The following is a 20,440-nucleotide window of genomic DNA, read 5'->3' as shown; positions in this document are numbered from 1 at the left end:
GAAGCATCCGAAATCAAACGCCGGCAGTACACTCCCGGCAAGATTGGATTTGAGATCCAGAAAAGCCCCGTCCGTTTGCCTAGGGCACGGCGGGGCTGTTCTTTTGTGCGGGCTCGGGCCGGCCGCGGTTACCTACCTTGGAGGTTTCATTCCGCCCGTGGCGACATCGACCGTTATGCTGCCGGAAATCCTGACATCGGTGTTGCCGATCTTGAACTGGCCGTTGCCGCTGCTGGGCAACGCGTCGTCAGGCTCGGGCTGGGGGGCCGGCTTGGCAATGTGATAGCCGCCGGTCACACCAGGCAGGGCCTTCTGCGGCGGCGAGCCATCCTCTGCGAACGCCGTGCCGGAGACGAGGCCGGCAATGGCGAGCACGGCGGCGGCGATCACACGATGCGATGGTCTTGACGGATGCGTGTCGGTCATCTCCCGATTATAGGTAGGTGCCGCCACCGGAACCAGACCGGTCTCGTCAAATCTTCGGCAAGCCGAAGAAAATCCGATCCGGCGGAAGAATATCCGATCTGGCTTCGCCTTACGCCGCCTTTTTGCGGGTGTCGAAGACGTGGTCGACAATGCCCCATGCCTGTGCTTCGCGGGCGGTCATGAAATGGTCGCGGTCCAGCGTGCGTTCGACCTCCTCATAGCTGCGGCCGCAGTGCTGCGCGTAGAGTTCCGCCATGTGCCGTTTGGTCTGGACGATGCGCTCGGCATGGCGCTGGATATCGGACGCCTGGCCCTGAAAGCCGCCCAGCGGCTGATGCAGCAGGATGGTGGCGTTCGGCAGCGAGATACGACGCCCCGGCGTGCCTGCCATCAGCAGGAACGATCCCATCGATGCGGCAAATCCCATGCACACGGTCGACACCGGGCAACTGATGTATTGCATCGTATCGTAGATGGCGAAGCCGCTGGTCACCACGCCGCCCGGCGAGTTGATGTAGAGCGAGATCTCCTTGTCGGGATTATCTGATTCCAGCGACAAAAGCTGGGCGCAGACCAGCGCCGAGATGTCGTCGTTGATCTCGCCATTGATGAAGATGATCCGCTCGCGCAGCAGCCGCGAGAAAATGTCGAAGGCGCGTTCGCCGCGGCTCGATTGTTCGATCACCATCGGCACCAGATTGGCAACACCGCTCATTTTGCTTCTCCGATTTTCCATGTTCAGGCTGCGCGCAGCAGGCGCGGTGTGTTCGCGGCGAGGGGCATTCCGGCCTTGTGCAACCCCAGCGAAAGCCGGCAGCCGGCACCAGCCATGGCGACGGCGGGCATGGCTTTGCTGGCAAAGCCGTCATGGACGACGCGCAGATGCGTGCCGCCGGAAAAGGTGCGGGCGAGCGTGAAGGTGACGGTGCTGTCGAGCGGGTCCTGCCGTGTTGCATCGCCCGGCTGCTCCCGCCAGGAATAGCGCAACAGGCGTTCGGGCTCGGCGTCGAGGATTTCGCATTCGATCGGAGCCTCCGGTCCCGCGAAGGCAAAACGGCTGCCGGCCTGCGGCCTGATGTCGTTCGGCATCATCCAGGCGGCGAGCAATTCCGGCACGGTCAGCGCTCGCCACACCTTTTCGGGCGGCTCGGCAAGATCGTATTCGAACTCCAGCGCACCCTGGGCGACTTCGTTTTGGTTTTTGGCGTTCATTGATCCCAATCCTTCACGGGTCCAAACCTCTACTGATCCATGTCCTTCAAAACCGTCTTCAGCCTTTCGATACGCTCCGGCCAGAAGGTCCGGTAGCGGTCGATCCAGGAGAGCAGGGGCGCAAGCCCCTGCGGATCGGCGCGGTAATAGGCGTTGCGGCCGGCCCGCCGCTCGACCACGAGGCCGGCGCTACGCAGCACCGCCAGATGCTGCGACACCGCCGGCTGCGACACCGTCAGGCCGCTGCGCAATTCCGACACGCTCATCTCTGCCGTGGCGAGACGCTCGAAGACGGCGCGGCGCGTCGGGTCGGCCAGGGCGCGGAAAATCTCTGCTTCGATCATGGCGAAAGCATAAGTCGATACTTATTGATTTGGCAAGTGGTGTTTTGAAACCCATATGCGGGGCTCGGGCATTGCTGCCATTCCTTGACAATCAGCGGCGGTGCATATAGGAACGAAAAGGGAACAAAAACCTTGTGGGAAAAGCCAGCCTTAGCAGGCGGCTGGCATTCGCAGCCTGTAAGGTGCTGCGACAAAAATTTGTTTCGGATGAGCGCGGAGAAATATCATGGCGGGTAGCGTCAACAAGGTCATTCTGGTCGGCAATCTCGGTGCGGACCCTGAAATCCGCCGCCTGAACTCGGGCGAGCCGGTCGTCAACATTCGCATCGCCACGTCGGAAAGCTGGCGCGACAAGAATTCGGGCGAGCGCAAGGAAAAGACCGAGTGGCACAACGTCGTCATCTTCAATGAGGGCATAGCCAAGGTAGCCGAGCAGTACCTGAAGAAGGGCATGAAGGTCTATGTCGAGGGCCAGCTGCAGACGCGCAAATGGCAGGACCAGACCGGCGCCGACAAATACACGACGGAAGTCGTGCTGCAGAAATTCCGTGGCGAGCTGCAGATGCTCGACGCGCGCGGTCAGGGCGAGGGTGGCCAGGTCGGTGGCTATTCCGGCGGCAACAGCCGTGGTTCCGATTTCGGCCAGTCCAGCCCGAACGAGAGCTTCAATCGCGGCGGCGGCAGCGCTCCCAGGGGCGGCGGTGGCGGCGGTTCGTCGCGCGAGCTGGACGACGAAATCCCGTTCTGATCAAGGCGGGCTCTGATCGAAACGGCGGCCGCCAGTTTTTGGCCAAGCCCAGTTTTGGATCAAGCTTGGATCAAGCATTGTGCCCCGGGAGTCCCAATGGACTTTCGGGGTTTTGCGTTGTCGAATTGAGCGCCGACCGGGCGGTCAAGGAACACGGTGAAGGACGACTTCGATGAAAGCACGCGTGAAATGGGTGGAGGAACGCACCTTCATCGGTGAGTCCGGCAGCGGTCACAAGGTCGTGCTGGGAACCGCGTCCGGCCCGGAAGGCAAGACGCCGGGGCCGAGCCCGATGGAGTTGGTACTGATCGGCACTGGCGGCTGTTCGGCCTATGATGTCGTTCACATCCTTGAAAAGGGCCGCGAGGCGGTCGAGGATTGCGTCGTCGAACTCGATTCCGACCGGGCCGAAACCGAGCCCAGGGTATTTACCCGCATCCACATGCATTTTATCGTCAAGGGCAGAGGCCTCTCGCCGGACAAGGTCAAGCGGGCGATCGACCTGTCGATCGAGAAATACTGCTCTGCCTCGGCAATACTGGCCAAGACGGCGACGATCACGCATGATTTCGAAGTGATCGATACGACGCAGTAGGCAGTAGGGATTACTGTTCAACTCCCCATCAGCGCCTTGATGCCGTCGGCGACGAACTGTACGGCCAATGCCGCCAGGATGACGCCGAGCAGACGGGTCAGGATCGAACGCCCGGTCTGGCCGAGGATGCGGTCGATGCGCTCCGACAGCACGAACACCAGATAGGTGATGGCGAGGCAGACGAAGATTATGCCGACCAGCGCGGCTTGCGCCGCAAAACCCTGAAACGAGCCGGAGAGCAGCACCGTCGCCGAAATGGCGCCGGGGCCGGCAATCAGCGGGATCGCCAGCGGGAAAGCGGCGATGTTGTGGATCATGTCCTTGGTGATGGCGACGTCGCCGATCTTCTCCTTGCGGTCCTGCCGGCGCTCGAACACCATCTCGAAGGCGATGAAGAACAGCAAAAAACCGCCTGCGACACGGAAGGCTGGCAGCGTGATGCCGAACACCGACAAGATGGAGGCGCCGGCGACGGCGAACAGCGCCATCACCAGGAAGCCGATGATCGAGGCGCGGACCGAGACCTGCTGGCGCTCCTCGCGGTTCATGCCGCGCGTCACGGCGAGGAACAGCGGCGCCAGGCCGGGCGGGTCGATGGTCACCAGAATGGTGACGAAGGCGTTGAACAGGCTGTCGAAGCTCGGCATCTCTGACCCCTCCCGCCGGGCCGAGCCCTGGCCCTGTAATTGGTAAAGCAAAGCAGGGGCACTGAAAACAGGCTGTGGCGTGAAATGCTGGCAGGACAGAGGGGCGTGGAGGATCGCTATCCATCACTTCGAGCTTCATTCGCGCGGCGGGCCAGGAATTCGACCTCGAGCCGCCATGTCGCGCCGTCGTCGTGCGAACGCTCGCCAAGCCAGCGGAAGCTGTCTTCGGTGATGCGCGAAAAACTCCAGCGCACCGACGAGCCAGTGTCGTCGGCGCCGACCTGCACGATCGTGTCGCCCTCGGCGCGGCCGAGCTGGCGGCTGAAGTACTGGTTGCGCGGATCACTCCAGAAGATGTGCCAGGCGTCCGCGGCGGGATCATAGACCCGCAGCGTCGTGCCATAGAACGTCCATTTGCCGAGCGAAGGCTGGGAGCCAATGTTTCGTGCGGGCAGGATCCAGACGTCCTGGATGGCGCGGCCTTCCAGCACCCAGCCGAAATGCACCTCGCCGCGCCCGGTCAGCACCGTGCCGTCCTCGAGGTGGCGCGAGGCGTCGAACGTCCAGGCACCGATGAAGCGGCCGTAAAGATTGAGTTTTTCGGCTAAATCGCCGATCGGTCCGGGGCTGTGCAGGGCTTCGGCAAAGGGGTCGAACATGGCGTGGTCTCTTTTTGTCAGGAGATCGTGAGGATTAGCCAGTGACGGGGTACTGGGCTTGGGAAAAATTGCTATATTTCGGCCCATGATGGCCACAACGCTTACGCTCGCATCCGGACTTGGCTGGCATGTGGCGGATGTGATCTGCACGGCCGGCGCCGGCGACCGGCCGTTTGAGGAGGCGCATCGGGATTTCTGTGTCGCGGCGGTGACCAGCGGCGCGTTCCGCTATCGCGCGCAGCAAGGCACCGCGATGCTGGCACCCGGCGCGCTGCTGCTCGGCAATCCCGGCACCTGCTACGAATGCGGTCACGAACATGTCGGCGGCGACCGTTGCCTCTCGTTCCATTTCAGGCCGGACTACATGGAACGGATCGTGGCCGATGTGCCAGGCGCCAGGAAACCTGCCTTCGACGCGCCACGCCTGCCGCCTTTGCCGGCGTTGGCACCATTGTTGGCCGAGGCGGAAGCCGCGCGCGAAATGGCCGACAAGGACGCCTTCGAGGAATTGTCCGTGCGCATTGCCGCTGCCGCAGTCGCCACGGTTTCCAGCGCCACGCCTGCCAGGCGCGCCCCGAGCCGCCGCGACCAGAAGCGGGTGGCCGAGGCGGTGCGGCGCATCGAGCTGGATGCCGACGGGCCGGTTTCGCTTTCAGTGTTGGCCGATGAAACGGCGACCAGTCCCTATCATTTCCTGCGCACCTTCCGGCAGATCGCCGGCATGACGCCCTATCAGTTCCTGCTCAAGACCCGGCTGCACCGCGCGGCGGTGCGGCTGCGCATGTCGAACGATACGATCTCGGCGATCGCCTTCGAGGCTGGCTTCAACGATCTGTCGACTTTCAACCGCCGTTTCCGGCGCATCATGGGCGAGACGCCGGGCAACTATCGCGGTCGCCGATCAAGCGCCCTGGCAAGCGGGCGTCTCGGCTGAAGCGGGCTCAGTCCGACGTCGGCACATACCGCCAACCTGCGATCAGTCGCCGTCGAGATCGCGGCGCAGCCACCCGCTCAGCGCTCGCAAGGCAGCCACGGGCTCCAAATTCAGCGCGTCCGCGGCTTTCGTTCGGCGAAGTTGGTCCATTGCGGGCTTTTGCCTTGGCGGCCAAAAGCGCTGTGGCCATATCGTCGCAATCAGCGGTATCCTTTTGAAATTACCACCAAAAATGACACTGGAAAAGTGCCGCGAATATTGGAGTTTCGGCCGTGCTTCCTATATAAGCGTCAAGTGATTCCTGATTAGATTGTGATCCGATTTGACCGACCAAAAAACACCGCGCGGCGCCGACGGCGGCCCCACCGGCATCGAGCCGATCTCCATCATCGAGGAGATGCAGAGCTCCTACCTGTCTTACGCCATGAGCGTGATCGTCAGCCGTGCGCTGCCCGATGTGCGCGATGGCCTCAAGCCGGTGCACCGCCGCATTCTCTACGCCGCACATGAGAGCGGCTACCACTGGAACCGCAAATATGTGAAGTCGGCACGCCCTGTCGCCGACGTGATGGGTAAATACCATCCGCATGGCGATGCCTCGATCTATGACGCCTTGGTGCGCATGGCGCAGGATTGGTCGCTGCGCGTGCCGCTGATCGACGGGCAGGGCAATTTCGGCTCGATCGACGGCGATCCGCCGGCGGCGATGCGCTACACCGAATCGCGCCTGACCAAGGTCGCGCATGAATTGCTGGAGGACATCGACAAGGACACCGTCGATTTCCAGGACACGTATGACGCGTCCGACACCGAGCCGAAGGTGCTGCCGGCGCGCTTCCCCAACCTTCTGGTCAACGGTTCCGGCGGTATTGCAGTCGGCATGGCCACCAACATTCCGCCGCACAACCTGAGCGAAGTCTGCAACGGCGCGATCGCCATCATCGACAACCCCGCGATCGACCTGCCGGCGCTGATGGAGATCATTCCGGGGCCGGATTTTCCGACCGGCGGCATCGTGCTTGGCCGTTCGGGCATATACAGCGCCTATTCGACCGGCCGTGGCTCCATCGTCATGCGCGGCAAGGTCAACATCGAACAGCGCGGCAACGACCGTGAATCGATCATCATCACCGAGGTTCCCTACCAGGTGAACAAGGCCTCGATGATCGAGAAGATGGCTGAACTGGTGCGCGACAAGCGCATCGAGGGCATTTCCGACATCCGTGACGAAAGCGACCGCCAGGGCTACCGCGTCGTCATCGAACTGAAGCGCGACGCCGTTGCCGACGTCATCCTCAACCAGCTTTACCGCTTCACGCCGCTGCAGACCTCGTTCGGCGCCAATATGGTGGCGCTGAACGGCGGCAAGCCGGAAGTGATGAACCTGACCGATATGCTGAGGGCGTTCGTCTCCTTCCGCGAAGAGGTGATCACGAGGCGCACGAAATTCCTGCTGCGCAAGGCGCGCGACCGCGCCCATGTGCTGGTGGGTCTGGCCATCGCCGTCGCCAACATCGACGAAGTGATCAAGCTGATCCGCACCGCGCCGGATCCGCAGACGGCGCGTGAGCAGTTGATGGAGCGGCGCTGGCCGTCGGGCGACGTCGAATCGCTGATCCTCCTGATCGACGATCCGCGCCATCGCATCAACGAGGACGGCACCTACAATCTGTCCGAGGAACAGGCGCGCGCCATCCTCGAACTGCGCCTGCAGCGCCTGACGGCACTCGGCCGCGACGAGATCGCCGACGAATTGAACACGATCGGCGCCGAAATCATCGATTATCTGGACATTTTATCGTCCCGCGCGCGGGTCCAGCAGATCGTCAAGGACGAGCTTGCCGCCGCGCGCGACGAGTTCGGCACGCCACGCCGCACCGAACTCACCGACGGCGGCGCGGACATGGAAGACGAGGACCTGATCCAGCGCGAGGACATGGTTGTGACGGTGAGCCATTCCGGCTACATCAAGCGCGTGCCGCTTTCGCTCTACCGGGCGCAGCGCCGTGGCGGCAAGGGCCGCTCCGGCATGTCGACCAAGGAAGAGGATTTCGTGACCCGGCTGTTCGTGGCCAACACGCACACGCCGGTGCTGTTCTTCTCCTCGCGCGGCATCGTCTACAAGGAAAAGGTCTGGCGGCTGCCGATCGGCAACCCGCAGTCACGCGGCAAGGCGCTGATCAACATGCTGCCGCTGGAGCAGGGCGAGCGCATCACCACCATCATGCCGCTGCCGGAGGACGAGACGAGCTGGGGCGAGCTCGACGTGATGTTCGCCACGACGCGCGGCACCGTGCGCCGCAACAAGCTGTCCGACTTCGTCCAGGTCAACCGCAACGGCAAGATTGCGATGAAGCTGGAGGAAGAGGGCGACGAGATCCTCGGTGTCGAGACCTGCACCGACAATGACGATGTGCTTCTGACGGCGAATTCGGGTCAGTGCATCCGCTTCTCCGTCGGGGACGTGCGTGTCTTCCAGAGCCGCAATTCCGTCGGCGTGCGCGGCATCACCATGGCTGCGACCGACCGCATCATCTCCATGTCGGTGATCGAGCATGTCGATGCTTCTCCGGCGGAGCGAGCCGCTTACCTCAAGCGGGCGGCGTCGGAGCGGCGGCTTGCCGCCGAGACGGCGGGAGAGGAAGAAGAGATCGCGCTCACCAATGAGGAGATCGGCGAGGAGACGGAGCTTTCCGACAGCCGTTACGAAGAGCTCAAGGCGCATGAACAGTACGTTCTGACGGTGACCGAATATGGCTACGGCAAGCGCTCCTCGTCCTACGATTTCCGTCTGACTGGCCGCGGCGGCAAGGGCATCCGCGCTACCGACGTGTCGAAAACCGCCGAGATCGGCCAGCTGGTGGCGACCTTCCCGGTCGGCAATGACGACCAGATCATGCTGGTGTCGGACGGCGGCACCGTCATCCGGGTACCGGTCAACGGCATCCGTTTCGCCAGCCGCGCCACCAAGGGCGTGACCATCTTCAACACGGCTGAGGGTGAAAAGGTGGTTTCGGTCGAGCGAATTTCCGAACCGCAATCGGACGAGGAAATCGAAGAAGCCGTCGAGGGCGGTTCCGAGGCCAATCCGGCGCCGACGGATGGCGCGGAATAACTGCCGCGGCAGGTTCTGGACATAGCAACGCCGGCCTGTTGGCCGGCGCGGCAGCAAGTCTGGACCGACTTAGTAGTGACGATAGGGCTTGCGGGGGCCGAAGCCTTGGAAGCGCTTGGTGGTGGCCTTGACGCGGACCCGTTGCGCCTCCTGATGCAGCCCGAATACTGTGGCGATCAGCATGGCGACGGTCATTGCGGTGGCGAGCATGTAGATCAGCATGTGCGTGTTCTCCTGCGCCTTACAACGGATAGATGGGATTTTGGTTTCATCTTATTAAGGTGCAACCTAGTGAACGCTGCGTGAAGGCTTCGTGATCAGCGTGTTCATCTGTCGTTCATGCGGCGGAAAAGGTTCACGGCTTCGGTGCCGATCGGATTTGCCTTTGCAGCGGAGGCTCGCTAGAAGCACCAGCCATGACTGAACGAATTGCCCTCTATGCCGGCTCTTTCGACCCGCTGACCAACGGCCATCTCGATGTGCTGAAAGCATCGCTGGCCGTGGCCGACGTCGTCTATGCGGCGATCGGCATTCATCCGGGCAAGAAGCCGCTGTTCTCCTTCGAGGAGCGGGTGCAGCTCATCGAAGCCGCCACCAAGGCCGAATTCGGCAGGGAGGGCGGCCGCATCAAGGTGGTCGCCTTTGACGGGCTGGTCATCGACGCCGCCAGGAGAGAAGGCGCCTCGATCATGATCCGCGGCCTGCGCGACGGCACCGATCTCGACTACGAGATGCAGATGGCCGGCATGAACGAGACCATGGCGCCGGAACTGCAGACGGTTTTTCTGCCCGCCAGCCCGTCGGTACGCACCATTACCGCCACACTTGTGCGCCAGATAGCCTCGATGGGAGGCGACATCCGCCCCTTCGTGCCGGCGGCCGTCGCCGGTGCGCTCACCGCCAAATTCGCAAAATAGCGTTTCTCGGAGAAGACCATGCAGCTGAAAAAGCTCGCCTCGTTCCTCGTCGTGCTTGCCGGTCTCGTGACCGCATCGGTCTCGGCCCATGCCGCCGATCCCGAAAACACCATGATCATCACACTGAAGGGCGGCGACGTGACCATCGCGCTGCGGCCCGACCTGGCACCCAAGCATGTCGCGCAGATCAAGAAGCTTGTGCGTGATCATGCCTACGACAACGTCGCGTTCCACCGTGTCATCGACGGCTTCATGGCGCAGACCGGCGACGTCAAGTTCGGCAACATGGAGAAGGGTTTCAACGCCCAGGCCGTCGGCACTGGCGGTTCCGACCTGCCCGACCTGCCGGCCGAGTTCTCGCAGACCGAACACTACAAGCGCGGCGTGGTCGGCATGGCCCGCTCGCAGGACCCGAACTCCGCAAACTCGCAGTTCTTCATCATGTTCGCGCCGGCGCCGCCGCTCGACGGGCAGTACACCATCGTCGGCAATGTGGTCAGCGGCATGGACCTGGTGGACAAGATCAAGAAGGGCGACGAGGCGGACAACGGTACGGTTGCAGATCCCGACCGGATGATCAAAGTGCGCATCGCCGCAGACAAGTAAAATTGTCAAATCAATCTGTTTTATCAAAAGGATAACTGACATGGCCGAGATCAAGGACCGCGAGAACGCGCTCATCATGGAAACGACCAAGGGCAAGGTCGTCATCGAACTTCTCCCCGATTTGGCACCTGGCCATGTCGCCCGCATCAAGGAACTGGCTCGGGAAGGCGCCTATGACGGCGTGGTCTTCCACCGCGTCATCGAAGGCTTCATGGCGCAGACCGGCGACGTCAAGTTCGGCAATTCGAACAAGCCCACCTTTGCTCCTTCCCGCGCGGGCATGGGCGGCTCCGACAAGCCGGACCTCAAGGCCGAATTCTCCAATGCCAACCACGGCCGCGGCACCTGTTCGATGGCGCGTTCGCAGAACCCGAACTCGGCCAACTCACAGTTCTTCATCTGCTTCGACGATGCCGCCTTCCTCAACCGCCAGTACACGGTCTGGGGCCAGGTCATCGAAGGCATGGACAATGTCGACAAGATCAAGCGCGGCGAGCCGGTGCAGGATCCCGACAAGATCGTGTCGCTGAAGGTTGCGGCCGACGTCAAGTAAGGTAATAGGACAATGATGGGCGTCGTCTGGTCGCTTCTCGGCATCCTGTCCGGCGCCTTCATTGCCATTCAGGCGCCGATCAATTCGCAACTGGCGCGCGGCCTGGGGCTCCCGGTCGCGGCGGCGGCGTTTTCGTTCCTGTCGGGCGCGGTGGTGCTCGGCATCATCGCCGTCATCGTGGTCAAGCTGCAAGGCATCTCGCTCGACTGGAAGGCGCCGGCGCCCTGGCTGTTCGTCGCCGGCGGCATGCTCGGCGGCTTCTACGTCACGCTGTCGACGATCCTCACGCCCCGCATCGGTGCCGCCGCACTGATGGCGTTCCTGGTTGCCGGGCAGTTGCTGGCCGGCATGCTCATCGACCGCATAGGCTTCCTCGGTGTCGCGGTGCGTGAAATCTCGCTCGGCCGCGTTGCCGGCGCGGTGCTGCTCTTGGCCGGAGCGTTGCTCGTCCGGCTCTACTGATGCGTGTCGATCTCTTCGATTTCGACCTGCCTGAGGAGCGCATCGCGCTTCGCCCGGCGGAGCCGCGCGACAGCGCTGGGATGCTGGTGGTCAGACCGGGCGAGGCGCTCGAGGACCGCAGGGTTCGCGATCTGCCGTCCTTGCTCAGGGCCGGCGACGTGCTGGTGTTCAACGACACCAAGGTCATCCCGGCGCAGCTCAAAGGCATAAGGCGGCGCGGCGAGGCGCAGGCGCAGGTCGAGGCCACACTGCACATGCGCATGGCGCCGGACCGCTGGCTCGCCTTCATGCGCCCGGGCAAGCGCATTGCCGCTGGCGACCGCATCCATTTCGGCCATGACGGCAATGCCTGTTTCCTCGGCCAGCTCGACGCGACGGTGATCGAAAAGGGCGAGGGCGGCGAGGCGCTGCTCGGCTTCGACCTGTCGGGTCCGTTCCTGGACGAGGCGCTGCATGCCGTCGGCCACATACCGCTGCCGCCCTATATCGCCTCGAAGCGTGATGACGACGAGCGCGACCGGGCCGACTACCAGACCATCTATGCCCGGGAGGAAGGTGCGGTTGCGGCGCCCACTGCTGGCCTGCATTTCACGCCGGAGCTGTTTGCCACGCTCGACGCCAAAGGTGTCGAACGCCGGTTCGTCACTCTTCATGTCGGTGCCGGCACGTTCCTGCCGGTGAAGGTGGACGATACCGCCGACCACAAGATGCATGCCGAGATCGGTTCGGTCAGCGCGGCAACCGCCGAAGCGCTCAACGCGGCGAAGGCGAGGGGCGGGCGCATCATCGCCGTCGGCACGACGTCGCTGCGCTTGCTGGAAAGTGCCGCGCGTGACGACGGCACATTGGCTGCATGGTCCGGACCGACCGACATCTTCATCACGCCCGGCTATCGCTTTCGCACCGCCGACATGCTGATGACCAATTTCCATCTGCCGCGCTCGACCCTGTTCATGCTGGTGTCGGCCTTCAGTGGCCTGGAGACGATGCGTGCCGCCTATGCGCATGCCATCGCCGAGCGCTACAGGTTCTATTCGTATGGAGACGCAAGCCTGCTTTATCGAGCGGAGACGAGCGATGGACGATGATCTGCAAGCCCTCGATCGCGAAAGCCTGATCGCGGAGGTGAAAAAATTGCGCGCCGGCATTCGCGCACACCGCGATGCTTCCGGCCATGATCTGTGCTGGCATCACCCCGACCTCTGGGATCTGCTGCCCGAAAAGACCGAGCCACCCATCGCGGTGCCGCCTTGGCCCAAATTCATGCGCGGCTGCATCCAATATCGCCAGTCGCTCGACAGCCAAGCGCCGGACGCGCCGGTTCATGACAAGGAATTCAATGGCTAAGCCGTTCTCTTTCAAGGTTCTGGCGACCGACGGCAAGGCACGACGTGGCCTGATCGACATGCCGCGCGGCGAAATCCGCACGCCGGCCTTCATGCCGGTCGGCACCGGCGGCACGGTCAAGGCCATGTACATGGACCAGGTGCGCGGCGTCGGCGCCGACATCATCCTTGGCAACACCTATCATCTGATGCTGCGGCCCGGAGCCGAGCGCGTGGCGCGGCTTGGCGGCTTGCACGAGTTTGCCCGCTGGCCGCAGCCGATCCTGACCGACAGCGGCGGTTTTCAGGTGATGTCGCTGTCGAAGCTGCGGAAGCTGACCGAAAAGGGCGTAACCTTCCGTTCCCATATCGACGGCGCTGCTTACGAGATGTCGCCGGAGCGCTCGATCGAGATCCAGGGTCTGCTCGATTCCGACATCCAGATGCAGCTCGACGAATGCACGGCGCTGCCGGCCGAGATCAAGGAAATCGAGCGCGCCATGGAACTGTCGCTGCGCTGGGCCGAGCGCTGCAAGACGGCGTTCGGCGACCAGCCGGGCAAGGCGATGTTCGGCATCGTGCAAGGCGGCGACAACGCGGCACTGAGGGTGCGCTCGGCGCAGGCGCTGAGCGCGATGAATTTGAAAGGCTACGCGGTCGGCGGCCTTGCTGTCGGCGAACCTCAAGCAGTGATGCTCGAGATGCTCGACATCACCTGCCCGGAACTGCCCGACGACAAGCCGCGCTATCTCATGGGCGTCGGTACGCCCGACGATATCCTGAAATCGGTGGCGCGCGGCATCGACATGTTCGATTGCGTGATGCCGACGCGGGCCGGCCGCCACGGCCTTGCCTACACCAGGCGCGGCAAGGTCAATCTGCGCAACGCCCGCCACGCCGACGATCCGCGCCCGCTCGACGAGGAAAGCGACTGCCCGGCGGCGCGGGATTATTCGCGCGCCTACCTGCACCATCTGGTGCGCTCGCAGGAGGCGCTCGGCGCCATGCTGCTGACCTGGAATAATCTTTCGTATTATCAAAAGCTTATGCAGGATATCCGCGCCGCGATCGAGACCGGCACGTTCGATGCGCGTGGAGCTGAGATCACCGAGGGCTGGGCGAGGGGCGACATCCCCGTCCTGTAAAACCTCAGGTGCTGAGCGAATTCGACGCCCGCAAGCTGCAGCCGGTGATCTGGAACGTGCCGTCGGGTTGCTGCTGCAGCGTGTAGACCGCCTCGTAGTTCTTGCCGTCGGGGCCGACGATCAGCACCTGCTGGACGATCGAACCCGGGCCAGTCTGCTCGACCTTGCCGAAGGCATAGGATTGTGGCCTGCGCACCGGCGGGTAGCCGTTGGTCACCATGTTCATGAAGGCGTCGACGGTCGGGAAGACCTGCTTCACGTTTGGCGCGGCGAAGCTGTAGGCCCTGGCGCCGTCATTGGCGATGAGGGCTTTCAACTGACCGTCGATGACAGCCTGTCCAGCCTTGATTTCGGCATCACCGGCCAAGGCCGATGACATGAAGATGAATGGAACGACTGCGAATGCGAAAAAAGCGCGGCGCATGGCCTGTCTCCGTTGTCCCTCGAAAAGGGCTTCCCTTAAAATCGCTGTCCGAAGACGCACCATAATATACGCTCCGCGGCATATCGCGGTTTCAGCGATTGCGAATATTCGCAAAGCCGATAACCGAGCTACCGGAAGCCGCGGCCAAGGCTCGGGCCGGCTAAGGATGGATTCCAACGCTTGAAAGCCCGCCTCCAGTCTGCCAGAAGGGCCGCTTGGACTTGGACGTTTAGCGGGACGAAGCCATGAAGGCGTTTTTCGTGCAGATCAAATGCGAGCTGGGCAAATCCTATGAGGTTGCGAGCGCGCTTGCCGATGCCGAGATTGCCTCGGAGATCTACTCCACCGCCGGCAACTACGATCTGCTCGCCAAGTTCTATGTCGACGATGAGGAAGACGTCGGCCATTTCGTCAACGAGAAGGTGCAGATTCTCCCCGGCATCAAGGACACATTCACCGTCGTCACCTTCCGCGCATTCTAGCCGCCAAACGCTGTTGCCCGGGCAGGAGGCAAAGGCTGATCAAGGTCATATTTAGGCTGCCTCAATTTTAGGCAGGCGCAAGATACTGATCGCCCGCTTCCTCCAAATCACCGATTGCGCTTGATTTTCTCCGGCGACGCCAGTGAAATGGCGTCACAGGGGAGTACGCGATTGGCAGCGTTCGATGAAATGCTTCCGGAAGTCTCCGGATTGAGAAGACCGTATTCGGCTTATGATCGCTGGCTGAAGGAGCAGGATCCAGCCAGACTTACCGAGAAGATGCAGGACGCCGAACGCGTCTTCCGCAAGACCGGCATAACCTTCGCCGTCTATGGCGAGCAGGAAGCCTCCGAACGGCTGATCCCTTTCGATATCGTTCCACGCATCATTTCAGGCAATGAGTGGCGGCGCCTGACGCAAGGCATCGAGCAGCGCGTGCAGGCGCTGAATGCCTTCCTCGACGATATCTACCATCGCCAGGAAATCCTGCGCGCCGGCCGCGTTCCCAGGGAATTGATCGCCAAGAACGAGGCGTTTTTGCCGGAAATGATCGGCGTGCGGCCACCGGCCGGCGTCTACACCCACATTATCGGCGTCGACATCGTCCGCATCAGCGAGGACGAATTCTACGTGCTGGAAGACAATGCGCGCACGCCCTCCGGCGTCTCCTATATGCTGGAGAACCGCGAAACGATGATGCAGCTGTTTCCCGAGCTGTTCCAGAAGATCAAGGTGCGGCCGGTGGAGAACTATCCGCAGCTTCTGCGCCAGTCCCTGGCGGCGGTTCGCCCGCAAGGCACCAAGGGTGCGCCGACCATCGCGGTGCTGACGCCCGGCAGTTTCAATTCCGCCTATTTCGAACACGCTTTTCTCGCCGACCAGATGGGCGTGCAACTGGTCGAGGGGCAGGATCTGCGCGTGGTCGACGGCCATGTCGCGATGCGCACGACCGAAGGCTACAAGCAGATCGACGTGCTCTACCGCCGTGTCGACGATTCCTTCCTCGACCCGCTGACCTTCCGGCCGGATTCGGCACTTGGCGTGCCAGGCATCATGGATGTCTATCGTGCCGGCAACATCACCATCGCCAACGCACCGGGCACCGGCATCGCCGACGACAAGGCGATCTATTCCTACATGCCCGAGATCATCGAATTCTACACTGGCCGCAAGGCGATCCTCGGCAACATCCCGACCTGGCGCTGTTCGGAAGCGGACAGCCTGAAATACGTGCTTGAGCACATCCACGAACTGGTGATCAAGGAAGTGCATGGCTCGGGCGGCTACGGCATGCTGGTCGGGCCGGCGGCGACGAAAAAGGAATGCCAGGATTTCGCCAAGAAGCTGGCGGCAAAACCTTCCAACTACATCGCGCAGCCCACTCTGGCGCTGTCGACCTGTCCAATCCTGACCGACAAGGGCCTGGCGCCGCGCCATGTCGATCTCCGGCCTTACGTGCTGGTGTCCGACCGCATCCAGATCGTACCCGGCGGGCTGACCCGTGTCGCGTTGAAGGAAGGCTCGCTGGTGGTCAATTCCTCGCAAGGCGGCGGCACGAAGGACACCTGGGTGCTGGATGATTGAGAGAGCGAATAGGCAGTAGGCAGTAGGCAGTAGGGAATAGTGAGTAGTGAGTATAAGAGGGGACCGGGAAATGCCATATTCCATTGAGATTCAAGCGCTTACTATTCTCTACTCACTATTCCCTACTCACTAGCCCGAAGGGCCTCCCATGCTTCTCGGCCGCACCGCCAACGGGCTCTACTGGATGAACCGCTATATCGAGCGGGCTGAAAACATGGCGCGGCTGGTCGATGCCGGGTTGCGCATGGCGCTGACCCGCACGCAAAGCGCGTCGGAAGAGTGGAATTCGGTGCTGCTCAGCGCCGGCTCGGATGTCACCTTCACGCAGAAATACCAAGACTATACGGCCGCCAACGTCTCCGATTTCCTGCTTCGCGACACGTCGAACCCTTCGAGCACGATGTCGTCGATCGAGACGGCCCGCAACAATGCGCGCATGGTGCGCACCGCGCTGACGCGCGAGACGTGGGAAAGCATCAACGAAGCCTGGATGGCGCTGAAGCGGATGCTGGCAAGGCCGATCGACGAACGCGACCTGCCGACCGTCCTCGACGCGATCAAGCGCGAGACGGCGCTGATCCGCGGCTCGTTCTACGGCACCATGCTGCGCAACGAGATTTTCGATTTTTCGCAGCTCGGCACCTATGTCGAGCGCGCCGACAACACGGCGCGCATCCTCGACGTGAAATATTACGTGCTGTTGCCGTCGATTTCCTGGGTCGGCTCGACACTCGACAACTACCAGTGGGAATCGATCCTGCGCTCGGTATCGGCGCATCGCTCCTACCGCTGGGTCTACGACGCCGACTACAAGCCGACCAACATCGCCGATTACCTGATCCTCAATGTGCGCATGCCGCGTTCGCTGACCTTCTGCTATCGCTTCCTGTCGGAGCATCTGAAATTTCTTGGCGACGACTATGGCGAGTGGCATGCCTGCCACGCCACGGCGGACAAAACACAGGCGATGCTGAGGGCCGGATCGATCAAGGATATATTCGACACCGGCCTGCACGAGTTCCTGGCGGGGTTCATTCGCGACAACACCAGGCTCGGCGACGAGATCGCGCAGGATTACCGGTTTTATTGAGCATGATCCCGCAAAGTGGAAACCGGTTGGCGGACAAGATCATGCTTACAAACGGAAAATGACGCCATGCGGCTCAAGATCACCCACCGGACGGAATACCGCTACGATGCGCCGGTGCAATATCTGCTCCAGAGGCTGCGGCTGCTTCCGGTGAGCGGGCCGACACAGACGGTGCTGTCCTGGGCGCTGAAGGTCGAAGGTGCGCGCGAGGAAGTGCGATTTACCGACCACTACGGCAATGACAACCGGCTGCTGACCGTCGAGGGTGACCGCGACTTCATCACGGTCGAGGCATCGGGCGAGGCGGTGACACGCGACACAGCGGGCGTCTGCGGACCACACCAGGGCTTTGCGCCGCTTTGGCTGTTCGCGCAGGAGACGACCTTGACCACGATCGGCGACGGTATCCGCGAGCTTGCCGAGACGGTCGGCAAGGGGGCCGACATCGAAAGGCTGCATCGGCTGATGGCCATCATCTGCGAACGCGTCGCCTATACGCCGGGCACCACCAACGCGACGACGTCGGCGGAAGAAGCCCTGGCGCTTAAGACCGGGGTCTGCCAGGACCATGGCCACATCTTCGCCGCCGCCGCGCGTGCGATGGGATTTCCGGCCCGCTATGTCAGCGGCTATCTGATGATGGACGCCGCTGTCGAGCAGGCGGCAAGCCACGCCTGGGCCGAAGCCCATGTGCCGGGCCTCGGCTGGGTTGCCTTCGACCCCGCCAACGGTATCTCTCCCGACGAACGCTATGTGAAGGTGGCCACCGGTCGCGACTACCGCGACGCCTCGCCGGTGTCGGGAATTCGGCTGGGACAGGCGGAAGAACTGCTTGCGGTCACCGTCACGGTAGAGCAGTAATCCCGCAAGGATTGGTGCCAGAAGAGATTCCATGACCTATTGCGTCGGCCTGAAGATCGATCGCGGGCTCGTGTTCATGTCGGACACGCGCACCAATGCGGGTATGGATTCGATCTCGACCTTCAAGAAGATGCATGTCTGGGAAGAGCCGGGCGAGCGCGTCATCGTCTTGATGTCGGCCGGCAATCTGGCGACGACGCAGGCCGTGGTCAGCCTGCTGGACGAGCGCACCAAGGCCGTGGCTGACCGCCATGCAACGCTGCTCGAAACGCCGTCCATGTATCAGACGGTGCGGCTGGTCGGAGACACCGTCAAGGAAGTGATCGCGCACTCTTCGCCCGCGGGCGAGAAGGCTGATTCCTATTTCAACGCCTCCTTCATCCTGGGCGGCCAGATCAAAGGCAGCCCGCCCAGGCTGTTCATGATCTATCCCGAGGGCAATTTCATCGAGTCCACCGACGACACGCCGTTCTTCCAGATCGGGGAGACCAAATACGGCAAGCCGATCATCATCCGCGCTTATGAGCGGACGATGAGCCTCGCCGAGACGGTGAAGCTGCTGCTGGTTTCCTTCGATTCGACGCTGAAGTCGAACCTGTCGGTCGGCCTGCCGCTCGACCTGCTTTTCTTGGAGAATGATGCCTTCAAGGTCGGCTTGAGGAAGCGGATCGGCCAGGACGACCAGTATTATCGCACGATCTCCGATGGCTGGTCGAATGCGTTGAAGACGGCCTTTGCCAGCCTGCCGGATTTTCCGGGGTAGGGCGCGTGCAGCAGGCGTCAGCCGTTGCATATGCTTCACATGTTAATTAGTAATGGATTTTGAAGGCCGGGCGAAGAGTGCCGGCATTGCGATCGTGTCGGGAGGACAAGATGAACAACAATGATTTCCGGCGATGGTCGCAACGCGCCGCCGACTGGGGCGCCGACTATCGCGACACATTGCGCGAGCGGCCGGTGCGGCCGCTGGTCGAGCCGGGCGACATCTTCAGGAGCATAGAAGCCTCGCCGCCCGAAGACGCCGAACCGATGGACAGGATCTTCGCCGATTTCGAGGAGAAGATCGTGCCGGGGATGACGCATTGGCAGCATCCGCGTTTCTTCGCCTATTTCCCGGCCAACGCCGCGCCGGTCTCGGTGGTGGCGGAGTACCTGGTGTCGGCGATGGCCGCGCAATGCATGCTCTGGCAGACCTCGCCGGCGGCGACCGAGCTCGAAACGCGCACCGTCGACTGGATGCGCCAGGCGCTCGGCCTGCCGCAGGGCTTTTCCGGCGTGATCCAGGATTCGGCCTCGTCGGCGACACTGAACGCGGTGCTGACCATGCGCGAGCGGGCGCTGGACTGGCAAGGCAACAAAAAGGGGCTGGCCGGGCAGGAGCGGTTGCGCATCTATTCCTCCGACCAGGTGCACACCTCCATCGACCGGGCGATCTGGGTGTCGGGTATCGGCGAGGACAATCTGGTGCGCATTCCGGTCGCCGGCCGTTTTCGTGCCATGGATACTTCGGCTCTCGAAGCGGCGATCATCGCGGACCGGCAAGCCGGCATGCTGCCGGCGGGGATCATCGCTTGCGTTGGCGGCACCAGCACAGGCGGTACCGATGATATTGCCGGGGTCGCCGAGGTGGCGCGGCGACATGGGCTTTACCTTCATGTCGATGCGGCATGGGCGGGGTCGGCGATGATCTGTCCAGAGTACCGGCATTTCTGGACCGGCGTCGAACGCGCCGATTCGATCGTCTTCAATCCGCACAAATGGCTGGGCGCGCAATTCGACTGTTCCATCCAGTTCCTGCGCGATCCCGAAAGCCATGTCAGGACGCTGGCCATCAAGCCGGACTATCTGAAGACCCATGGTCACGACGGCATCATCAATTACTCCGAATGGTCGGTGCCGCTCGGCCGGCGCTTCCGCGCGCTGAAATTGTGGTTCCTGCTGCGAGCCCACGGGCTGGAAAACCTGCGCACGATGATCCGCAACCATGTCGCCTGGAGCGAAGGCCTCGCAGCGCGGCTCGCGAAAGAGGCGGATTTCGAGATCGTCAGCCGGCCGATGCTCTCGCTGTTCTCGTTCCGGCACGAGGCGGCCCCGGGCGTCGATCCCGACGAACACAATCTGCGGCTGGTCAATGCGATCAACGACGACGGCCGCATCTACCTGACGCAGACGAGGGTCGATGGACGGGTGGCGATCCGCTTCCAGGTGGGTCAGTTCGAGGCGACGGCTGGCGACGTCGATGCGGCTTGCGCGGTCATCACCGAAGTCGCGCGCGCCATATCCTAATCAAGGCTGTTCTGGATTGCGCAGG

Annotated in this window: 25 protein-coding genes; 17 read left to right on the top strand and 8 right to left on the bottom strand. The window is 62.5% G+C overall.

The features are described from left to right. Positions 1–132 precede the first annotated feature (132 nt). From X741_RS155465 to X741_RS155480, 4 genes are all read right to left on the bottom strand, one after another. A complete protein-coding gene (locus X741_RS155465) occupies positions 133–426 on the bottom strand; it encodes a hypothetical protein (RefSeq protein WP_023777502.1) in 294 nt (97 codons plus the stop codon). Positions 427–535: 109 nt separating this feature from the next. Then, positions 536–1,141 (bottom strand): ATP-dependent Clp protease proteolytic subunit, encoded by a 606-nt coding sequence (locus X741_RS155470; protein WP_023764847.1) that lies wholly within the window; start codon positions 1,139–1,141, stop codon positions 536–538. 23 nt (positions 1,142–1,164) lie between these two features. Continuing rightward, a complete protein-coding gene (locus X741_RS155475; RefSeq protein ID WP_023777501.1) occupies positions 1,165–1,638 on the bottom strand; it encodes an SRPBCC domain-containing protein in 474 nt (157 codons plus the stop codon). Between the two features lie 29 nt (positions 1,639–1,667). Further along, positions 1,668–1,982, bottom strand: a complete 315-nt coding sequence (locus tag X741_RS155480) for a metalloregulator ArsR/SmtB family transcription factor (protein WP_023777500.1) — start codon at positions 1,980–1,982, stop codon at positions 1,668–1,670. 226 nt (positions 1,983–2,208) lie between these two features. On the opposite strand from X741_RS155480, the gene X741_RS155485 reads away from it, so the two are divergent. Both X741_RS155485 and X741_RS155490 read left to right on the top strand, forming a co-directional pair. Continuing rightward, entirely contained in the window at positions 2,209–2,730 is a 522-nt protein-coding gene (locus tag X741_RS155485; protein ID WP_013895291.1) for a single-stranded DNA-binding protein, read from the top strand. A 172-nt stretch (positions 2,731–2,902) separates the two neighbouring features. After that, a complete protein-coding gene (locus X741_RS155490; RefSeq protein ID WP_023777499.1) occupies positions 2,903–3,325 on the top strand; it encodes an OsmC family protein in 423 nt (140 codons plus the stop codon). 17 nt (positions 3,326–3,342) lie between these two features. Here the strand turns inward: X741_RS155490 and X741_RS155495 are convergent, their stop codons facing one another. Beyond that, entirely contained in the window at positions 3,343–3,972 is a 630-nt protein-coding gene (locus tag X741_RS155495; protein WP_023777498.1) for a MarC family protein, read from the bottom strand. Positions 3,973–4,088: 116 nt separating this feature from the next. Beyond that, positions 4,089–4,631, bottom strand: coding sequence for a hypothetical protein (locus tag X741_RS155500; RefSeq protein ID WP_023777497.1), 543 nt, complete (start codon positions 4,629–4,631; stop codon positions 4,089–4,091). A gap of 85 nt (positions 4,632–4,716) precedes the next feature. On the opposite strand from X741_RS155500, the gene X741_RS155505 reads away from it, so the two are divergent. Further along, on the top strand, positions 4,717–5,565 hold the full coding sequence (locus X741_RS155505; RefSeq protein ID WP_023777496.1) for an AraC family transcriptional regulator: 849 nt from the start codon (positions 4,717–4,719) through the stop codon (positions 5,563–5,565). Between the two features lie 322 nt (positions 5,566–5,887). Next, positions 5,888–8,680: a DNA gyrase subunit A gene (gene gyrA / locus X741_RS155510; protein WP_023777494.1), complete on the top strand. Its 2,793-nt coding sequence runs from the start codon at positions 5,888–5,890 to the stop codon at positions 8,678–8,680. 69 nt (positions 8,681–8,749) lie between these two features. On the opposite strand, the gene X741_RS1000000168175 is transcribed toward gyrA, so the two are convergent. Then, a complete protein-coding gene (locus X741_RS1000000168175) occupies positions 8,750–8,902 on the bottom strand; it encodes a hypothetical protein (protein WP_023777493.1) in 153 nt (50 codons plus the stop codon). 194 nt (positions 8,903–9,096) lie between these two features. Between X741_RS1000000168175 and coaD the strand changes: the two genes are divergently transcribed. From coaD to tgt, 7 genes are all read left to right on the top strand, one after another. After that, a complete protein-coding gene (gene coaD / locus X741_RS155515) occupies positions 9,097–9,597 on the top strand; it encodes a pantetheine-phosphate adenylyltransferase (RefSeq protein ID WP_023777492.1) in 501 nt (166 codons plus the stop codon). A gap of 111 nt (positions 9,598–9,708) precedes the next feature. Continuing rightward, positions 9,709–10,203 (top strand): peptidylprolyl isomerase, encoded by a 495-nt coding sequence (locus tag X741_RS155520; protein ID WP_224688010.1) that lies wholly within the window; start codon positions 9,709–9,711, stop codon positions 10,201–10,203. 40 nt (positions 10,204–10,243) lie between these two features. Next, positions 10,244–10,756 carry a peptidylprolyl isomerase gene (locus X741_RS155525; protein ID WP_023777491.1) on the top strand — a complete coding sequence of 171 codons (513 nt, stop codon included), beginning with the start codon at positions 10,244–10,246 and terminating at the stop codon, positions 10,754–10,756. A 12-nt stretch (positions 10,757–10,768) separates the two neighbouring features. Then, positions 10,769–11,218, top strand: a complete 450-nt coding sequence (locus X741_RS155530; RefSeq protein WP_023777490.1) for a DMT family transporter — start codon at positions 10,769–10,771, stop codon at positions 11,216–11,218. Next, entirely contained in the window at positions 11,218–12,306 is a 1,089-nt protein-coding gene (gene queA, locus X741_RS155535; RefSeq protein ID WP_023777489.1) for a tRNA preQ1(34) S-adenosylmethionine ribosyltransferase-isomerase QueA, read from the top strand. The genes X741_RS155530 and queA overlap by 1 nt, the downstream gene beginning before the upstream one ends. After that, positions 12,296–12,565, top strand: a complete 270-nt coding sequence (locus X741_RS155540) for a hypothetical protein (RefSeq protein WP_023777488.1) — start codon at positions 12,296–12,298, stop codon at positions 12,563–12,565. Before queA ends, X741_RS155540 begins: the two co-directional genes overlap by 11 nt. Further along, positions 12,558–13,688, top strand: coding sequence for a tRNA guanosine(34) transglycosylase Tgt (gene tgt / locus X741_RS155545; RefSeq protein ID WP_023777487.1), 1,131 nt, complete (start codon positions 12,558–12,560; stop codon positions 13,686–13,688). The genes X741_RS155540 and tgt overlap by 8 nt, the downstream gene beginning before the upstream one ends. A 4-nt stretch (positions 13,689–13,692) precedes the next feature. Here tgt and X741_RS155550 read toward each other — a convergent pair whose 3' ends face one another. Next, the gene (locus X741_RS155550; protein WP_023777486.1) at positions 13,693–14,112 is read right to left on the bottom strand and encodes a DUF4864 domain-containing protein; all 420 of its coding nucleotides are present in this window, start codon (positions 14,110–14,112) and stop codon (positions 13,693–13,695) included. Positions 14,113–14,357: 245 nt separating this feature from the next. Here X741_RS155550 and X741_RS155555 point away from each other — a divergent pair, with 245 nt between their 5' ends. The 6 genes from X741_RS155555 (at position 14,358) to X741_RS155580 (ending at position 20,415) form a co-directional block, all read left to right on the top strand. After that, entirely contained in the window at positions 14,358–14,594 is a 237-nt protein-coding gene (locus tag X741_RS155555; protein ID WP_010909609.1) for an Lrp/AsnC family transcriptional regulator, read from the top strand. A gap of 171 nt (positions 14,595–14,765) precedes the next feature. Continuing rightward, the gene (locus X741_RS155560; protein WP_023777485.1) at positions 14,766–16,178 is read left to right on the top strand and encodes a circularly permuted type 2 ATP-grasp protein; all 1,413 of its coding nucleotides are present in this window, start codon (positions 14,766–14,768) and stop codon (positions 16,176–16,178) included. 148 nt (positions 16,179–16,326) lie between these two features. Beyond that, positions 16,327–17,268, top strand: a complete 942-nt coding sequence (locus X741_RS155565; RefSeq protein ID WP_023777484.1) for an alpha-E domain-containing protein — start codon at positions 16,327–16,329, stop codon at positions 17,266–17,268. A gap of 66 nt (positions 17,269–17,334) precedes the next feature. Next, complete coding sequence (locus tag X741_RS155570) at positions 17,335–18,129, top strand: transglutaminase family protein (RefSeq protein ID WP_023777483.1); 795 nt, start codon at positions 17,335–17,337, stop codon at positions 18,127–18,129. Between the two features lie 31 nt (positions 18,130–18,160). Continuing rightward, on the top strand, positions 18,161–18,892 hold the full coding sequence (locus X741_RS155575; protein WP_013895309.1) for a peptidase: 732 nt from the start codon (positions 18,161–18,163) through the stop codon (positions 18,890–18,892). 110 nt (positions 18,893–19,002) lie between these two features. Further along, the gene (locus X741_RS155580; protein WP_023777482.1) at positions 19,003–20,415 is read left to right on the top strand and encodes an aspartate aminotransferase family protein; all 1,413 of its coding nucleotides are present in this window, start codon (positions 19,003–19,005) and stop codon (positions 20,413–20,415) included. Positions 20,416–20,440: the final 25 nt, after the last annotated feature.

This window comes from Mesorhizobium sp. LNHC221B00, from assembly GCF_000502935.1.
Lineage (GTDB): Bacteria > Pseudomonadota > Alphaproteobacteria > Rhizobiales > Rhizobiaceae > Mesorhizobium > Mesorhizobium opportunistum.
The sequence above is the reverse complement of the archived record's forward strand: the minus strand, read 5'-3'. Positions and strand labels throughout refer to the sequence as shown.

Excerpts from the sequence above, each read along its gene's own strand:
- X741_RS155465 (WP_023777502.1), bottom strand. The coding sequence starts at position 426 with ATGACCGACACGCATCCGTCAAGACCATCGCATCGTGTGATCGCCGCC.
- X741_RS155470 (WP_023764847.1), bottom strand. The coding sequence starts at position 1,141 with ATGAGCGGTGTTGCCAATCTGGTGCCGATGGTGATCGAACAATCGAGC.
- X741_RS155475 (WP_023777501.1), bottom strand. The coding sequence starts at position 1,638 with ATGAACGCCAAAAACCAAAACGAAGTCGCCCAGGGTGCGCTGGAGTTC.
- X741_RS155480 (WP_023777500.1), bottom strand. The coding sequence starts at position 1,982 with ATGATCGAAGCAGAGATTTTCCGCGCCCTGGCCGACCCGACGCGCCGC.
- X741_RS155485 (WP_013895291.1), top strand. The coding sequence starts at position 2,209 with ATGGCGGGTAGCGTCAACAAGGTCATTCTGGTCGGCAATCTCGGTGCG.
- X741_RS155490 (WP_023777499.1), top strand. The coding sequence starts at position 2,903 with ATGAAAGCACGCGTGAAATGGGTGGAGGAACGCACCTTCATCGGTGAG.
- X741_RS155495 (WP_023777498.1), bottom strand. The coding sequence starts at position 3,972 with ATGCCGAGCTTCGACAGCCTGTTCAACGCCTTCGTCACCATTCTGGTG.
- X741_RS155500 (WP_023777497.1), bottom strand. The coding sequence starts at position 4,631 with ATGTTCGACCCCTTTGCCGAAGCCCTGCACAGCCCCGGACCGATCGGC.
- X741_RS155505 (WP_023777496.1), top strand. The coding sequence starts at position 4,717 with ATGATGGCCACAACGCTTACGCTCGCATCCGGACTTGGCTGGCATGTG.
- X741_RS1000000168175 (WP_023777493.1), bottom strand. The coding sequence starts at position 8,902 with ATGCTGATCTACATGCTCGCCACCGCAATGACCGTCGCCATGCTGATC.
- coaD (WP_023777492.1), top strand. The coding sequence starts at position 9,097 with ATGACTGAACGAATTGCCCTCTATGCCGGCTCTTTCGACCCGCTGACC.
- X741_RS155520 (WP_224688010.1), top strand. The coding sequence starts at position 9,709 with ATGATCATCACACTGAAGGGCGGCGACGTGACCATCGCGCTGCGGCCC.
- X741_RS155525 (WP_023777491.1), top strand. The coding sequence starts at position 10,244 with ATGGCCGAGATCAAGGACCGCGAGAACGCGCTCATCATGGAAACGACC.
- X741_RS155530 (WP_023777490.1), top strand. The coding sequence starts at position 10,769 with ATGATGGGCGTCGTCTGGTCGCTTCTCGGCATCCTGTCCGGCGCCTTC.
- queA (WP_023777489.1), top strand. The coding sequence starts at position 11,218 with ATGCGTGTCGATCTCTTCGATTTCGACCTGCCTGAGGAGCGCATCGCG.
- X741_RS155540 (WP_023777488.1), top strand. The coding sequence starts at position 12,296 with ATGGACGATGATCTGCAAGCCCTCGATCGCGAAAGCCTGATCGCGGAG.
- tgt (WP_023777487.1), top strand. The coding sequence starts at position 12,558 with ATGGCTAAGCCGTTCTCTTTCAAGGTTCTGGCGACCGACGGCAAGGCA.
- X741_RS155550 (WP_023777486.1), bottom strand. The coding sequence starts at position 14,112 with ATGCGCCGCGCTTTTTTCGCATTCGCAGTCGTTCCATTCATCTTCATG.
- X741_RS155555 (WP_010909609.1), top strand. The coding sequence starts at position 14,358 with ATGAAGGCGTTTTTCGTGCAGATCAAATGCGAGCTGGGCAAATCCTAT.
- X741_RS155565 (WP_023777484.1), top strand. The coding sequence starts at position 16,327 with ATGCTTCTCGGCCGCACCGCCAACGGGCTCTACTGGATGAACCGCTAT.
- X741_RS155570 (WP_023777483.1), top strand. The coding sequence starts at position 17,335 with ATGCGGCTCAAGATCACCCACCGGACGGAATACCGCTACGATGCGCCG.
- X741_RS155575 (WP_013895309.1), top strand. The coding sequence starts at position 18,161 with ATGACCTATTGCGTCGGCCTGAAGATCGATCGCGGGCTCGTGTTCATG.
- X741_RS155580 (WP_023777482.1), top strand. The coding sequence starts at position 19,003 with ATGAACAACAATGATTTCCGGCGATGGTCGCAACGCGCCGCCGACTGG.